Below are 16050 nucleotides of genomic sequence, written 5' to 3' on the forward strand. Positions count from 1 at the left end.
TGTTTTCAGGACTACTACTTCTCATTTTTGACCAGCTTTTGCGTCTATTGTACCTATTACCAGTCTTTTCTCACAGTCCTTTTATACACTCACCCCTTTCCCATACTAAGCCAAATCACTTTTTCAGTGACAACTAATTAGGAAAGAGAGATCGACTTTGTAACGAAGGCATGCATGGCCCTACTTCATTCTAGAAAACGCGCCAATTTCACCTGTTTGATCGGAGAGTGAAAGCAAGCCATTTTCGAGATTAAAGTCAAAATCTTTGGGTAAGATATTTTTTCCAAAAGTTAGAGTAACTGTGTCAGCATCTTTGAAATTCCACTTCCCTTTGACCTCATTAAAATAGAAAGTCCCATCTTTCTCAAAAGTTATTTTCTTAGCTGCGAGGCGCACTTTGTCGGATGTAGGTTCCCAACTCCCATGGATAGTATTTTGTTCCGAACTGCAGGAAGCCTTAAAAAGCAATACTATTACCAGGCATACCCGCAAGAATAAGCCTGTCACACGACTTTCTAGAAAATTTTCTAAGAGCTGCATAAACGAAAAGGCTTAGTCTGCCATGCTGCAAACGTGTGTCATTTATGTTACGATTACGTGACAAAGTCAAAGAAATTGTGAGATCTAGAATCATAGTTAGTTAAATAGAGCGTGTTTATAACTGGCTTAGCTTTAGAAAAAGCCTGATTTGTCGATATTTAAAAGTCGTTACTTTAATTATAAAGAATGAATAAAAAGCGCGCAGATAATCTAAAATACTGGCATCTAGGCTGGCTCCAATACTTCTTTGTCGCATGCTTGATTATTGACCAAAATCACAGCGCAACAATAGCAGCACCGCCTGCAGTCAAATTGGCTTATTATCCCCTATACCCTCGCGAACAACTTTTAAATGGAGATGTTGGAAATGTCAAAGTTCTGGTCCTTGTAGACAAAAAGGGCAGAGTTTCTGATGCTAAAGTTGAAGTCTCCAGCCACCCAGCATTTGCTAACGCAGCACTCAGGGCAATAAGGAATTGGAGATTTGAGCCATTTGTTGTAGATGGTGTTGCTCGCTCGGTGAAAGTAAGACAACCATTTAGATTTGTGCAATCGGTAGATTCATTTTTTGCGCTAGAGCCACTAAAAAGGTATAAGAAATCCAGTGAGCTATTTCCTGTAGAGGCATATAAGCCCGCTTACCCTAGGGCTTTTAACTCCTATAACTCAAAAGATTATTGTGATGTAATCATTACAATGAATGAGCTTGGTAAGGTTGTTAGAACAGAGATTGAGCAAGTTACGCACCCTGTATTCATAAAGCCATCAATTGAGGCAGCAAAGCTATGGAAATTTACTCCCTTCACCCGTTGGGACAATTTTGAGAGGATGAAGGGTTATACAGCAGACTTTATTAACGAGAGCTACGGTAGAATCAAAATGAGGTTGACCTTTCTTTATGGAATACAACTAGGTGAAGAGTTAGAGATGGTTCAAGAGAAGATACTGAAGTCGTCTAATAAGCAATATGCTAACAAGTAGCTCAGTTTGTACAAGTCTCTTAGGTTCTAGGGAACGGAGTAAAATCTGTTATTTCATGCCGAAATAAAGGGGATGCTTTACTTTATAGCGCTTCCACTTCTTTACCTTAACCCTCCGGTTAGCGCGGTCTGTCGACAAAAACTTGCCCTGGCTCCGACTATCGCCCTCGGCTTCGCTTGGTTTTTTATGCAGTAGCAATCCCAAAATGCTTAACATAACGCTTCTAAAATAATTAAACAGTCGAGGTTGTCAAGTATATGGTAATACTAAAAATATATGGTATTTCGAAATCAGATAAATCTTTTAACTCGAGCTACGACATAAAAATTTAAAGATTTGCATAAGATCTTGGATCCAAAAAACTTAGACCTTGTAGTTCCAAAAAATCCGATGCTTTTATTAAGCCAAGAGTTGTTTATCGTCTATCAAGAATCTCTAGAAATGCGTTACTTGTAACTCTTTTTAGTTAAATTTGAGGAGGGGTGCTTAATTTATCGATCTTTAAGTCTCTACTGCATCGCTCGGGTTGAAGGTCGATAAGGGGAAGAAGTGATAGTTCAAATGTACATGACCAAAGATGTGCAAACGGTTTCTCCCGAAACATCGATGCATGAAGCAATCGCTAAGATGGTCAGACATAAAATTAGGCGACTGGTCGTTTTGAGTACAGAGGGTCGAATTATTGGAATAGTAAGCGAAGGGGATATTGCTAAAAACTACCCAAGCAATGTAAACCCTTTTTCAGCAGCTGGACCTGAAAGCATTCCGGGTGCAAAAGACGTTAGAGGAATTTTATCTAAAAATGTCATCACCATCTCTCAGAATCAGCCGTTAGAAGAAGCTGCCAAAGTAATGGCTGATTACCATGTTGGCGGTTTACCCGTCGAGCACGACAATAAGCTAGTGGGAATTATAACAGAGTCTGATATCTTCAGGGCTTTCGTAAGAATATTGTCTAGTGAAGAGGGGACAGCTCGCATCACTTTTGGTTTAAGTGAAAATGAAAATATTTTATCTTTCCTCATCGAGTTAGTAAAAAAGCATAATGTCAAGCTGCTAAGCTTCCTAAACTACCAGAGTCAAGGTCGAAATTTTGGAGTAGCCAAGATATCAGGCCGACAAATACAGGGATTCGTTGATGAGCTTTGGGACTCTGGACACTCAGTTGAGAATGTCCTGCGAAAGTAGTCTTCTCTGAAAGTGTGAGTCAACCTTCAAACTATTAAAATATTTTTTAGTTTAAGTCAGTTTAAGGATCCGCAATCACACTTCTCTTGGTTTCACTATGCAACACATGGTATAATCAGATATTGGTCCTTTTATCCTGACCCAAGACATTCCCTTAAGAAGATCTTATCATCTTGTAGGCCGACAGGTAACATGAAAGTCTTCATTCTTTCATATTACTTGACTCCTGATTTTTACAATCGGTGCTATGCTAAGTTTAGACCTGCCAGTATCTACTGCCATGATTGGAAATAAAACTTAAGCAACAATATGACTTTAACTCGAATGAGGCTCTAGAGATTGAAAGATCTGTGCAAGATCTTGGCCTTAAAAAACATAGAGTCTCTTAGAAATATCACCTTTTGAACCCATATCGCACTTTTATCTGGATTGGCACTTCGCGCTTCTTCGCTTGCTGGTAAGAGCTGCGTTCAGACGATACGATGTTACATCTTCAGAGACTCTCTTTTTCTTGCGGCTCAAGCTTCTATGCACATCGTTCAACTTCTATGAGATCCTGGCTTAATCACCATCTATGATATCTCCGAGCCCACCTAATACGGATCCCTCACCTTTACGTTGCCCTCCTTTTGAGGGAGCGTGAGCAATAATACGGTCACACATTCTTGAGAAAGGCAAACTTTGTAAATAAACTCTCCCAACGCCACGAAGGGTTGCTAAGAATAAACCTTCTCCACCAAAGAACATGGATTTGAGATTGCCGGCTCGCTCTATGGAGTAGTCAATCCCTTCTGTAAAAGCGACAATACAGCCAGTATCTATCCGTAATGTTTCGTTATTTAGGTCCTTGGAAATTACTGAGCCGCCAGCATGGATAAATGCCATGCCATCGCCTTGTAATTTTTGTAGAATAAAGCCCTCTCCGCCAAAAAAGCCTGCGCCTAATCTCTTGTTAAAAGCGATACTAATTTTGGTTCCTTTAGCTGCGCATAAAAATGCGTCTTTTTGGCAAAGTAACGAGCCGTAATGTTGTTCTAAGTTGATAGGTATAATTTGACCAGGAAATGGGGCAGCAAAAGCTACTCTAGATTTATCAGAATGATGGTTTGTGAAATGTGTCATAAAGATGGATTCACCAGTCAGGGCTCGTTTACCAATGCTTAAGAGCTTCCCCATCATTCCTTCATTCGGATCAGAGCCGTCTCCCATCTTAGCTTCAAAGACGATGCCTTGTTCCATATAATTCATAGCTCCCGCCTCTGCGACGACCGTTTCATTAGGGTCGAGTTCTACTTCGACAATTTGCATGTCGTTGCCAAATATTTCAAAGTCTATTTCATCACACTGCATAATTCGTAACTCCAATTATCGTCCTCTAAAGTAACGTTATCTCTATCAATATCAAATAGCTATGTGTCTAACCACTTGCCACGATTAATACTCGAGGTTTCCGAAGATCTGCATAAGATCTCTGCATCGAGTAGCATAAAGCTTCCAAGAAGTATCACCATTGGATACAGCTTGATAGATGGTATGCTTTTCGTTGCTCAAGTCTTCATAGAGCTCGATTATATTCCCTTGACTATGATTCGAGCGAAATACCGTTTGTTCTTAGGCACATAGTTAATAAGTTAGAATTGTAATTATTGCAATGTTCTATTTAATTGCACTTCGTTTTGGAAAGTGACAGATTAAGCATATGGATTCCACGGATACCGAAGAGATTTATATACTTCGCGGCGAGGAGAAGCTTGGCCCCTATGATGTTTACCAAATCGCTACCTTTTGGCAGAAGAGTGACTTTTTGGAAGAGGATTTTATTTGGAAGGACGGAATGGATGAATGGGCTAGTATCCAAGATTTTCTTGATACTAATGCAGAGGTGCTTGAAATGCTTCTATTTGAAGAAAGTGAGCAAGCATTAGAACGAGAAGATTTTGAGATCTCAGAAGCAGATCACGCTGGCGCATATGCTTCTGCTGATATTGGCTACGGAAACTATTTTGTTGAATCCTTACAAAGGATTGAAATAAACCTTGGAGATTTGCAGTCACAGGTCAACTCAGTTCAGGAGCTTATAGAACTTCTTAGATATGATCTTGCTACTGCTTTTCAACAAAATTCCTTGAGTCCTGATTCTGAAAAGGCTTGATGATGTGAAGGATTCATAAAAATTAGACCAATCGAAATGACTCGGCACTCTTATCTGCTATAACAAATGATTGATTTAATTATTTTATTAGATAGGATGTAGAGGACGTTTAAACAGTTAATAGCTTACAATTAGATTGCTTTTAGGCTCCTGGGTAGAAAAATATCGTAAATTATAGTAATTATTGTATATTCTTGCCGATATAGTAATAGAACTAGGTGTAAAAATGGTTAGGGAAAGGGAAATAGCAAGTGGCTTTAAGCAACAGAGCCATGCAGAAGGAAATTTATTAAGTCTGGGTGAATTTGCAGGTAAATTCTCTCATGATTTAGGAAATGTCCTTGAAGTAGTGCATGCGAATCTTGAATACGTTTTATCTGAAAAGAGTAACAACTTAACACATGATCAGAGACAGTCTTTACAGGATGCCTTAGATGCCTGTGCAACTGGAGCAGCGGTTAGCCATCAGTTGCTTGGTTATGCTCGCAAGCAGTCTTACGATGCAAAGGAGCTGAGCTTAAGAGAACTCATCTTAGATGTGGTTAATTTATGTAGTTATTCTTTTGAATCTGGCTTTGAATTTATACTAGACGAAGTGCTAGCTGAACGTGATATACTTGTCCACGCCAGCTACTCAATTTTAGGTTACAGCTTAGTGACCGTTCTTAAGGATGTAAGAGAGGCTTTGGTTACTGATGGCCGTATTTTTATCCAGGTGGATACCGATGAGTACTTTTCCCATATTTTTGTTACTGAGGAAACGGGCGGTTTATTAAGGCTCAAAGAAGGCGAAACAGGCACCCAGGATAGTTCAAATGTCAGTTTAGATGTGGTTCATGGTGTCTTAGAAAAGCAGGGCGGAGCTCTTACGATACAGGGTGATAGCGAATTTGGCGCCTCTATTGTTATCTCAATACCCTTATCGTCTTCTCAGCCTCTCGGAAACGCAGATCAGTATCAACAGGACACAAACGCGCTTCAAGAAAAACAAGAAGATAACTTAGATAAAGAAAACCAGATGAAAGTGGGAGCGCCGAAGCGGCACTTTCTTAGGAAAACACAGCCGGTTAATTTTAAAGACTTTAGAGAATCAGCCACGAGTGCTCAAGAGCTTCAAAAAATGTCTGTTATGGTGGTAGATGATGATGCTCTTGTTAATAGAAGTTTAGGTCGCTTAATGAACCGGATAGGTTTCGGAGAGGTTGAAGCGACAACAAATCCTTTAGAGGCCCTTGATAAAGTTCGCTCAGGGTTCTTACCCGAATGGTTTTTCGTAGACTACTCTATGCCAGAAATGAATGGTTTAGAATTTTTGGAGCATCTAAGTGAGTTCCGTGAACAGCAGAGCTTTGTCAAAGATTGGTATCCTCAATTTGTTCTAATTAGTGCTTATCCGCCTGACGAATTGAAAAAACTGATAGGCAAGTCTCGTCTTGAAAAACTAACTACGCTGACCAAACCTTTTACAATTGAAACGATACGCAATTTGGTGGAGGCTCCATCTAAAGCGGATCTCCATAATAAGCCCATTATTCGACTTAGCACAACCAATACAGAGAAGCGTAAAACGGCCTGTTTTTTTGGGACCTTTGGCTCATCTCCTTGAGACCACTGGTATCCATTTAGTTGTTGACTGGAGGCAGGATGCCTGACTGTGTATCTAAAGGGCTTTTTGTTGCAGGTAGAAGTCCTCTTTTTTCAGGAGAAGGCTTTGATAAGATGGGCTTCAGAGTACTTGGTCCAGTTTGAGCAGGGCTTAGTAGTCTATTGGTTGGGGTGGTGGCTTGTTTCTCGTTATTGGGCAAAGTTTTATTTGCAACGAGAGATTGCATAAAAGGGCTGAGGGATGAATCAGGTTGCTTTTTAGCTAAAGCTATAGCCTGACTACTAACATTATATGAGTGGGCGATGTTTCGGTTCTTTTTTAGGATTTCTTCATAGACAGATAAGCTTTTGTGAGGATATCTAAATTTTTGATAAAGCTTGGCCAGAGTAAGTTTTAATCTAACTTTTTCTCGTGGGTCGATTTGAAAATTGATGGCCTTTTGGTATGCCATCTCGGTTGGTTCAAGTTGGTCCTCAATTTCTAGCATAATCTCAGCATAGCCTTCCCAGCTTGTGGGAGAAGGAATCTTAGTGACCAGATCTTCTAAATTTTTACGTGCATCTGTGAGCTTGTTATTTAAAACCTGCAAGCGAATCATCCTTAAAATTAGCCATGATAAATCAGCAGTATTATTCTGGTTGGCATGTAAAAGCGAAGATGCAAAGTCCCCTTTGAAAGGACGGTACAACGGGTCCCCCACCATGGTCATGGTCCAGGATAGGGCAGGCTGAGCACTGTAGGCTGCTTCAGCAAATGATAACCCGCTCATAAGGCTAGCATAGAATATTGCAATGTTGGGTGTGAATCTTAAATAGGGTTCATATACAGAGCCCATGGTAGCACAGGCTCCTTTGCTAAGGAGGGGGCCAACCCAGAATTTTTTTGAGTTGCGGACACTACCTGCACTAAAAGAGTGAAGGTGATACGCGATAGCTCCAGGTCGAAAACGAAAATGTTCTTGATTAAGTGCGCCTGCTATATTGCCAGAATACCAGCCGGCATAGATTGCAGCATCTGGGATAGGTATGAATGGGGCAAAGATTGGGCCTTTATTATCGAGAGTGGTGTGCAATCCGGATTTTTTCAAGATCTCTGCACTATTAGTGATCCACAAATCCCCAATATAATAACGATCTTTGGAGTCAGAAATACCTCGTGCATCAAAGTACGCTTTTCCAGTCAATTCAGTTTTCTCAATTCGAATAGGCTCATCAATCATTCTTTTGACTATCTTGGTGCTAGGGCCGTCAAGTCGGCAGACCAGTGTCATTTTATCTGCAAAACTTTGATTAAATGGCCTAGGTTCTCTTTCATAATAATAAGGATTGAGAACAAATGCCTCTAATGGATATTTTTCATATCCAATAAGAGCTAGCTCCGAATCCACAGAAGCGTAGTCATGCAAAAGATTGGTAGGCAAACGAAGTGAAGGAGTATAATTGGGATCCTTCGAAATTTTAAGGGGGACTCCTTTGATAAGAACGATGGCCCATAGTGGAAAATTTTTTGCTCCTTTAATCTTTATTTTCTCTTGCGTTAGTAGCTTGAGAGTTGCAGGTTTACGCTCAAGTAATCTTTTTTCTAGAAGATACGCTTCAAGAGGTTTACGAATAAATTTGTCATATTGTTCTCGAGTAATTTGCTCTGTTATGGGTGCATTAACCGCTAATATTCGGTCATTGGGTATGTTGCGCTTTTGGGCGTAATATTCTGCCAACTCTTTGGAATCAGGAGCATTATGATTGTATATAACGAGTATCTTCTGATGCCCACTTTCCGTAAAGCTAGTTTGAGCATAAATACATGAATGCAGAAAGGTGACGGTAGCAACGAGAGTATGGTTAGCTATTAATTGTCTGACCCTAAAAAGAATGGACTTCAGCATTTTTAATTAAATATAAAGAATAACATAGATATAGTCCAATTGCTACACATCAAGAACATAACTTGGAAGTTCCCTTTATTTAGCTTATAGTATGATAATATGATTGCTCCGGTAAAAAACGACAAAATCATTGAAAAAATCCAAGACGAGCAAAGAATATCTGAGGATGAATGCCTGCAATTGTATTATGCACCATTGCCAGAATTGGGTGAGCTTGCAGATTTGAGACGTAGGCAGAAAAAGTCCGCGGCATTTGATGGCAAGGGAGACGTTATCGTAACTTACATAATCGACCGTAACATCAACTATACGAATGTCTGCGATGTCTATTGCAAGTTTTGTAATTTTTATCGCACTCAGAAAGACAAAGATCACTATGTGCTTACGCATGAGGAATTTGATGCTAAGATAGATGAATTAGTAGCACTAGGTGGAAATCAGATTTTGATGCAGGGCGGACATCATCCTGAATTGGGTATAGATTATTACGTCGATTTACTGAATCATCTACGCGATAAGTACCCTCAAGTGAATGTGCACGGTTTTTCCCCGCCAGAATTTAACCACTTTGCAGACGTTTTTGAAATGTCTTTAGCCGAAGTGATCAAAGTTTTTAAGGACGCAGGTTTAGGTTCTATTCCTGGTGGTGGTGGGGAAATTCTAGTAGATCGAGTCAGAGAAAGAATTTCACCCAGGAAGTGCAATGCAGACCAGTGGTTAGAAGTGATGAGGCAAGCGCATTTACAAGGACTCCATTCAAGTGCCACTATGATGTTTGGGCATGTTGAAACAATTGAGGATCGAATTTTTCATCTGAAGCGGCTTAGGGATTTACAGGATGAAACTGGTGGTTTTACAGCATTTATTTGTTGGACTTTTCAACCGGATGGAACAGTGCTAAAGGCTGACACGGCGGGACCGCATGAGTATCTACGCATGCAAGCACTCTCTAGAATCTATCTAGATAACTTTGATAATATTCAAGCTTCTTGGGTAACCCAAGGCCCTCAAATTGGTCAGCTAGCTTTGGAGTTTGGTGCTAATGATTTTGGAAGCCTGATGATGGAAGAGAATGTCGTTTCTCAAGCCGGAGCCAGTTTTCGTTTGGAGCTAAAAGAAATTAAATCGTTGATCAAGGATGCAGGGTATAAGCCTGTGCAAAGAGACAACTGGTATAAAGCTGTAGGTGATGAAGTGTAGTAGACTCAATCTACAGGGTTATCTGTTTTGGATAAGGTAAAAGTTTTGATTCCTTCCTCTTGAACGAATTGCCGGTCAATCCGAATGGCTAAACGCTTTTGTGCTTCTTCTTCCCAGTCAGACTGCTCAAGCCTTTTAGGACGCCCAAGATAGTATCCTTGAACATAGTTTACGCCAAGCACTTTGAGAATTTCTAAGCAATCTTCTGTTTCGACAAATTCTGCAACTGTTTGCATTTTTAAATGATGTGAAATGGTGTTAATACTGTGAACAAAGACGCGGTCAGATAAATCATTTACAATATCTCGAACAAATGAACCGTCGATCTTTACAATGTGGACAGGAAGATTCTTAAGAAGAGATAATGAGGAGAAGCCTTTGCCAAAGTCATCTAGAGCAAATCTAAAGCCTGCTTTAGTAAGTTGTCTGATAGTTTCCTCTGCTTGCCCTAGGTTAGAAATCATGACGCTTTCCGTTAATTCAATGATGATTTGGTTAGAATCAATGTTTTTAGAGAATGCCAAATCTTCAATAATATTGGGCAGGTTAGGGTCCGAAATAGTATCTCCTGAAAGGTTAACAGAGAAACAGCATTCTGGATGCTCGCCGAGGACACTAAAGGTTTTATCCAATACCATATAGTCTATTTCCTTGGATAATCCGAATCGTTCTACAGATGGTAAGAAGAGGGTTGGCGGAACTATAGTACCATCTTTGTCTCTGAATCTCAAAAGGGTTTCGTAGAAGGCTATACCATCTGTTTCAATATTGACTATAGGTTGATGCCAAAGTTCAAAACGATCGTGATGAAGAGCCTCTTGGATACGATTAAGCCAATCTCCGTCTGTTTCCATCGTTTGCATTTCTTCTGAGTGGTTGTCAAAGAGTTCTACACGATTCCTACCGCGAGACTTTGCCATATAGCAGGCAGCGTCTGAGGAAGAAATAATGCTTTCAGCTTTATCATCCGCTTTAATTTCGGATACGCCTATCGAAGCAGAGATATTGCAAACACGGTTGGAATCATCAATACTTGTGATAACTACTTCTTGAAGCAACTCGTTGATTCGTTCGGCCACTTGCCTGGCTTGTGTTAGATTAGTATTAGCCAAGATTACTACAAATTCATCTCCTCCGAAACGAAAGACGTGATCTTCCCCGCGTGTGGCTTTGAGTAATAGTTCCGCAACTTGAACCAATAGACGGTCGCCAGCACTATGCCCACCCATAGTGTCGTTAATCATTTTGAAATTGTCGAGATCAAGATAAATGAGGGAGTAGTCTTTCCCATCTTGAACTTCTTGTATCGCAAATTCTACACTTCCCAGTAGTCTGGTGCGATTGAGAAGCCCAGTTAAAGAATCTCTTTCTGCAAGGTAGGTCATCTTTTCTTGGGTTTTCTGTCGTTCGGTGATGTCATTTCCGGTGCAAACAATGTGTCTGATATCTCCGCACTCCGTGTAAACGGCAGAGCATGACCAAGAGACATAACGTATTTGTTGGTCTTTGGAGACTAGCTGAGCGTCAAAGCGAATCGTATCAGAAAAAAGCTTTGATTGGCGCAATTTGTTTTGAACTCTTTCTCTTTCTTCATCAGAAATAAATGCATTTTCAAAAGTGCTGTTCATCAACTCAGCTTCACTTAAGGCACTTAATTGGCGACTGGTTCGGTTATAACGAACGACCTTATAGTCAGGAGTCAAGACAACAATAAGAGCACCTGCTGATTCGATAACTGTATTGATGAGATCTTTCTCATTCTTTAATTGAGACTCTAGCTCTTTCCTATGCAATAGTTCTAGAACATGTTGCTCCGCTATTCCGAAGCGCACTTTTAAAATATCTTGGCGGTAAGGTTTAGCAATGTAGTCATCTGCTCCTGCAACAATGATTTGTTTGAGATCTTCCGGTTGCTCACTTGCGGTTCCGACGATCAGGTAATGAAATTCGCCCTTTGGTTGCAATTTTAGCCAGTTACAAAATTGTGTACCATTCATCCCAGGTAGTTGCAGATTGAGTACGATGAGAGGGTAGTCATCAGCCTTTAATATCTCCATCGCCTCTTCTGCTCTATTACAGGTTTTTACAGTATGGCCTCGATTTTTAAATACCTTGGCGATGATGACACGCGTGACAGGGTCATCTTCTATGATAAGGGTCTTGAAAATGGGGTTGCTGTCAGGCGAGTTGGACATAAGAAGATCTAGTATTTATATCGGCTATAAATGGTTCGTCCTTGAGTTTGTCTTGGGATAGGAAACATCATTTCTATTATTTTTAGTAACGGGTTTAAGAGTATCACATGATTGGATGTGCTCTCCGATTTTAATGACAGTGGTTTTGGGAGAGCTTAGATTAGGCAAGAGGTTTGTTAGATACCATTGATAGGTGTTTTCTAGTTGAGTCTGAAAATCAAGTGACGGTTGATAACCTAGGTGCTTTTCAATGAGTGAGATATCAGCACGGGAGTCCTTGACTTCACCTCCTCTATTTTTCAAGCGTATTACATCTACTGAATGCTCAGGATATTCATTCTGAAAGAGGCTTTGTATATGATCGAGCAAGTCAATTATTTTTGTGGACGACCCACTTCCAACGTTGTACACAATTGGGCTTTCAGAGCTCAAAGGATTTACTGCTGATAGTAAGTTCGCCTGAACAACGTTATCGACATAACAGAAATCCCTGGTCTGAGAACCATCACCGTAAAGTGTAACAGATTCTTGCTGAAGTAGAGCAGATATCCATTGAGGAATTACGGCTGCATAAGCTCCTTGTGGATCTTGACGCGGTCCGAAGACATTAAAGTAACGCAGACCTACAGTGGAGAGACCATATTGCCGAGTGTAAAGTTGAGCATAGAGTTCGTCTACATATTTGGTTAAGGCGTAAGGTGAAAGGAGTCTTCCCGTTCGATTCTCGATGCATGGTAGCTCTACACTGTCTCCATAAACAGCGCTACTTGAAGCATAAACAACTCGCGATACTTTGTTTTCCAACGAGGAAATCATGAGATTGAGAAAGCCTGTAGCATTATGTTTATGACACATGTCTGCATGAGCTATGGATTGAGGTACGGAGCAGAGGGCCGCTTCGTGGATAACATATTTAATGTCTGGGTAAAGCGAGAAGATTTCTTGGCAAAGTTCTAAGTTTGAAACATCTGCATCGAAGAAATCGAAGTTTTCCCATCGATCTGCGCTAAGATTGCTCTGAACGAGAGGAAGGTTGCTATCTTTATTTGATAAAAAATTGTCAATCCCAATGACTCTTTGATCTAGATGCAGTAGTTTCTCTACGATGTGTGATCCTATAAAACCCGCTGCGCCGGTCACCAGCCAGGTCTCTGGCTTGTTTTTTAGATCTCTCTGGATCTTGTCGTAAGCATTCGTCATATGTTGCCCGTCTGTTCGAAGGTCTATCAGTGAGATCGGTTAAGCTTTAGATATGAGGAGTGGGAGGAAAAAAATTTATGATTCTAGGTAAAAAATGACCATTTTAATGTCATTTAGTTCCCAAATGTATCAGGTGAATGATGGTCAAGCGGCAAAAATTTCACAGCGCTTGTGTGCAAAGCTAAAGACCCTTTATTAACTCTAATAAATAGGCTGAAGTGCAAAGGTATTATATTCTAACTGCTCAAGGTGACGGTTGATACGGGCTGCAGTATAGAAGAAAGCTAAGGCAGCGCCCAAAGCAAAACCTAACCCGTAATAGGCTTCTCCCAAATGAATGGTAAAAAGGGTAGTGATTGTATTGAATAAAAAGAAAATCAGGCACGCGATAAGAACATCTTTTCGTTTATCTAAGTAGAACAAAACGGTCATGCAGGATAAAAAGAGAACAAGAAGAAAGGAGCCTAGTAGAATCATTCGGAAAACGCCTTCTTGCAAGGAGCCTAGATTTATGAGCGAAGAGATCTGCTCGGTGAATAGCACCAAGACTAGTGTCGTAAGCCCCTGAATCTTGATCAGCTTGATAAGCCCGGCGGTTAAGGACTTTTCCATATTGACTTTATTTTGATGAATGGTTGTCAGGGTAGCCTTTTGCTGTATCTGTTTGTAGTAACGCTCGTAATGGCGCGCAAAATCAGTCTCCAAGCGCAACAGGAAAACCGCCATACCAGGTATGATGCTTAGAAAACCAAGATATACCGCCTGGTCGTGAATGGGCATCACGTAAATGAGCCCACTGATGTTTTCTCTGGTAGGTCCAAGAAACCAGAAGAGTATTTTGTCACTCCAAATACCTAAATTATAGAGTAAGCCAATGATAGCTAAATCGGCATATTTTTTAAATGAGGCGAGGAACTCAACCGATATAATTTTTTTGACCTCAAGCTCTAGATAAAGACTAATAAGCAAAGAGATCAGCAGAAGCATATGCCCCAAAGCAAAGCCAAACATCACCCAATCATGTCCTAAATACTTCGAACAACCCCAGCCTCCAGCAAGACTTCCTGTATAACCCATAGCGAAACAAATAAGGACTCGGTGGTAATTCTTCATGGCCGTAAGGTAACTGCTTACCAGCCAGATGCTTGAAATAAGCATACACAAAAATGAAGCTCCTAGTTGAAACCAAATGGAAGCAGGCACAAAACCTACAAAGAATACGAGCGAGAGGAGGCTTACGATCGGAGTCACTAGAGCTAGCGATGAAAGAAGGAAGGGAAAGATTTTGTTCTTCTCACCAAGGTAATGGCAATCGGCTCCGAAGCGAACCAGCACTAATTGCACGGGGCCAGTAGCTATTAGAGAAAAACAGTAAATATAGGTGACCGATGAGAAAAAGAGCTTAAAAACCTCTCCGTCTCTTAGAGCTCCTAGCAGTAAAGCGATGGCACCAAGGGATGCGATGGACATGATTAAGGGGCCGCTTCCTATGATTGCTGCATATCCATAGGCTCGCAACAGATTGGCAAGTGAGGGAGCATCCATGATCTTTCTTAATCGGAACCCTATACCGGCCATGATCTTAATATCGGTAAAAAATGAATAAAAATTCAAAATTTTACCTTGACTCTGTAAAAAATGGACCGCTTTTTAGCTCATGACATAATCTTTGCAGGTGTCTTAGGCTTTAGGTATCTTGTTGAATTTCCATTGGATAATCCGGGAAATTGAGAGCTAAGTTTGCACATGTTTTCATAGCCGCGAGGCCTCTATCTGAATAAGCCTGGTAGCGCTCTCTTTTGCTGCGGATTTTTTCTGCAAACGAGGGTAGGATACCGAAGTTCGCTTTCATAGGCTGGAAGTGCATGGATTCTGCATGGGTGACATACCAGCAGAGACTGCCTAGCATGGTCTCCCTAGGTAGTTCCGTAAGTGGTCTCTCTTCTAAGAAATGAGTCATATTGATACCGGCCAGCAAGCCAGTAGCGGCATTTCCCATATAACCTTCTACACCGACAATTTGTCCGGCAAAAAACAGTCCGGCTTTTTCTCTAAATTGCATACTAGGCTCAAGCAGCTTTGGAGAATTGATGAAAGTGTTGCGGTGCATTTGGCCCATTCGCACGAATTCAGCTTTTTCGAGGCCAGGAATTAAGCGAAGTATTTCTTGCTGCTCTGTCCATTTGATGTTGGTCTGAAAGCCAACTAAGTTATAAAGACTGCCAGCTACATTGTCTTGCCTGAGCTGAACCGCCGCATAGGGCCATCGACCGGTTCGAGGATTGGTCAGGCCCACGGGACGCATCGGGCCATATCTTAGCGCATCGATATCACGGGCTGCTAAAACTTCGATAGGAAGACAGCCTTCGAAAAAACATTCATTTTGAGACTCCTCTTTTTCAAATTCGCGGAGTGGTATGCGAGGTGCTTCAAGTAAAGCTTGATGGAATCGCAAGTACTCTTCCTTGCTAAAGGGACAGTTAAGGTAGTCGCCGACGTTCTCAGTGTCTCTACGGGATGCACGGAAACATATATCGTAGTTAATGGAGTCAGTGTCAACTATCGGCGCAAGCGCATCGTAAAAATAGAGATAATCTTGACTCGTGAGAGACTGGATTGATTCTGAAAGTGCATGGCTTGTAAGAGGACCAGAGGCAACAACGGTGGGAGTCTCTTGCGGTATTTCTTTGAGTTCTTGGCGTATTAAATTAATTCTGGGATGCTTTTCAAGACTGTCTGTAATTTTCTTAGCAAAAAGCTCCCGGTCTACAGCTAATGCACCGCCTGCTGGAACCTTGGTTTCAAGAGCTACCTTGTGAACAAGAGATCTTAGCAAAGCCATCTCTTCTTTGAGCATGCCCGAGGCGCGGTCAGGTAAAAGGGACCCTAGGGAATTGCTGCAGACTAACTCAGCACACTGGTCGGTTTGGTGAGCACCTGTTTGTCGATCGGGTCGCATCTCGTAAAGATCGACTCGATGACCTCGCTCTGCTATTTGCCAGGCTGCTTCGCTACCAGCTAACCCGGCACCAACGACGATTGCTTTTTTGTATCCCATCACATTTATTTAGATCATTTTAGAATTAGGTATACATTAAATTTG

12 protein-coding genes are annotated in these 16050 nt (G+C 41.1%); 5 read left to right on the forward strand and 7 right to left on the reverse strand.

Going from position 1 to position 16050, the window contains the following annotated elements; genetic code table 11:
* Window positions 1-180: 180 nt before the first annotated feature.
* Complete coding sequence (locus AAGA18_11085; GenBank protein MEM9445882.1) at window positions 181-540, reverse strand: hypothetical protein; 360 nt, start codon at window positions 538-540, stop codon at window positions 181-183.
* A 186-nt stretch (window positions 541-726) separates the two neighbouring features.
* Between AAGA18_11085 and AAGA18_11090 the strand changes: the two genes are divergently transcribed.
* Window positions 727-1521, forward strand: coding sequence for an energy transducer TonB (locus AAGA18_11090; protein ID MEM9445883.1), 795 nt, complete (start codon window positions 727-729; stop codon window positions 1519-1521).
* A gap of 549 nt (window positions 1522-2070) precedes the next feature.
* Window positions 2071-2709 (forward strand): CBS domain-containing protein, encoded by a 639-nt coding sequence (locus AAGA18_11095; GenBank protein MEM9445884.1) that lies wholly within the window; start codon window positions 2071-2073, stop codon window positions 2707-2709.
* A gap of 561 nt (window positions 2710-3270) precedes the next feature.
* On the opposite strand, the gene AAGA18_11100 is transcribed toward AAGA18_11095, so the two are convergent.
* On the reverse strand, window positions 3271-4059 hold the full coding sequence (locus AAGA18_11100) for a TIGR00266 family protein (protein MEM9445885.1): 789 nt from the start codon (window positions 4057-4059) through the stop codon (window positions 3271-3273).
* 349 nt (window positions 4060-4408) lie between these two features.
* On the opposite strand from AAGA18_11100, the gene AAGA18_11105 reads away from it, so the two are divergent.
* Together AAGA18_11105 and AAGA18_11110 are read left to right on the forward strand one after the other, a co-directional pair.
* Entirely contained in the window at window positions 4409-4861 is a 453-nt protein-coding gene (locus AAGA18_11105) for a DUF4339 domain-containing protein (GenBank protein ID MEM9445886.1), read from the forward strand.
* A gap of 226 nt (window positions 4862-5087) precedes the next feature.
* Window positions 5088-6467, forward strand: a complete 1380-nt coding sequence (locus AAGA18_11110; GenBank protein MEM9445887.1) for a response regulator — start codon at window positions 5088-5090, stop codon at window positions 6465-6467.
* 16 nt (window positions 6468-6483) lie between these two features.
* On the opposite strand, the gene AAGA18_11115 is transcribed toward AAGA18_11110, so the two are convergent.
* Window positions 6484-8352, reverse strand: coding sequence for a TIGR03790 family protein (locus AAGA18_11115; protein MEM9445888.1), 1869 nt, complete (start codon window positions 8350-8352; stop codon window positions 6484-6486).
* A gap of 99 nt (window positions 8353-8451) precedes the next feature.
* Between AAGA18_11115 and mqnC the strand changes: the two genes are divergently transcribed.
* Entirely contained in the window at window positions 8452-9552 is a 1101-nt protein-coding gene (gene mqnC / locus AAGA18_11120; GenBank protein MEM9445889.1) for a cyclic dehypoxanthinyl futalosine synthase, read from the forward strand.
* Window positions 9553-9557: 5 nt separating this feature from the next.
* Here the strand turns inward: mqnC and AAGA18_11125 are convergent, their stop codons facing one another.
* From AAGA18_11125 to trmFO, 4 genes are all read right to left on the reverse strand, one after another.
* Window positions 9558-11747: an EAL domain-containing protein gene (locus AAGA18_11125; protein ID MEM9445890.1), complete on the reverse strand. Its 2190-nt coding sequence runs from the start codon at window positions 11745-11747 to the stop codon at window positions 9558-9560.
* A 24-nt stretch (window positions 11748-11771) separates the two neighbouring features.
* The gene (locus tag AAGA18_11130; GenBank protein ID MEM9445891.1) at window positions 11772-12947 is read right to left on the reverse strand and encodes an NAD-dependent epimerase/dehydratase family protein; all 1176 of its coding nucleotides are present in this window, start codon (window positions 12945-12947) and stop codon (window positions 11772-11774) included.
* 201 nt (window positions 12948-13148) lie between these two features.
* Window positions 13149-14561 (reverse strand): exopolysaccharide Pel transporter PelG, encoded by a 1413-nt coding sequence (pelG, locus tag AAGA18_11135; GenBank protein ID MEM9445892.1) that lies wholly within the window; start codon window positions 14559-14561, stop codon window positions 13149-13151.
* Window positions 14562-14634: 73 nt separating this feature from the next.
* The gene (gene trmFO, locus AAGA18_11140) at window positions 14635-16005 is read right to left on the reverse strand and encodes a methylenetetrahydrofolate--tRNA-(uracil(54)-C(5))-methyltransferase (FADH(2)-oxidizing) TrmFO (protein MEM9445893.1); all 1371 of its coding nucleotides are present in this window, start codon (window positions 16003-16005) and stop codon (window positions 14635-14637) included.
* Between the last annotated feature and the right edge of the window lie 45 nt (window positions 16006-16050).

Source organism: Verrucomicrobiota bacterium, from assembly GCA_039192515.1.
Lineage (GTDB): Bacteria > Verrucomicrobiota > Verrucomicrobiia > Methylacidiphilales > JBCCWR01 > JBCCWR01.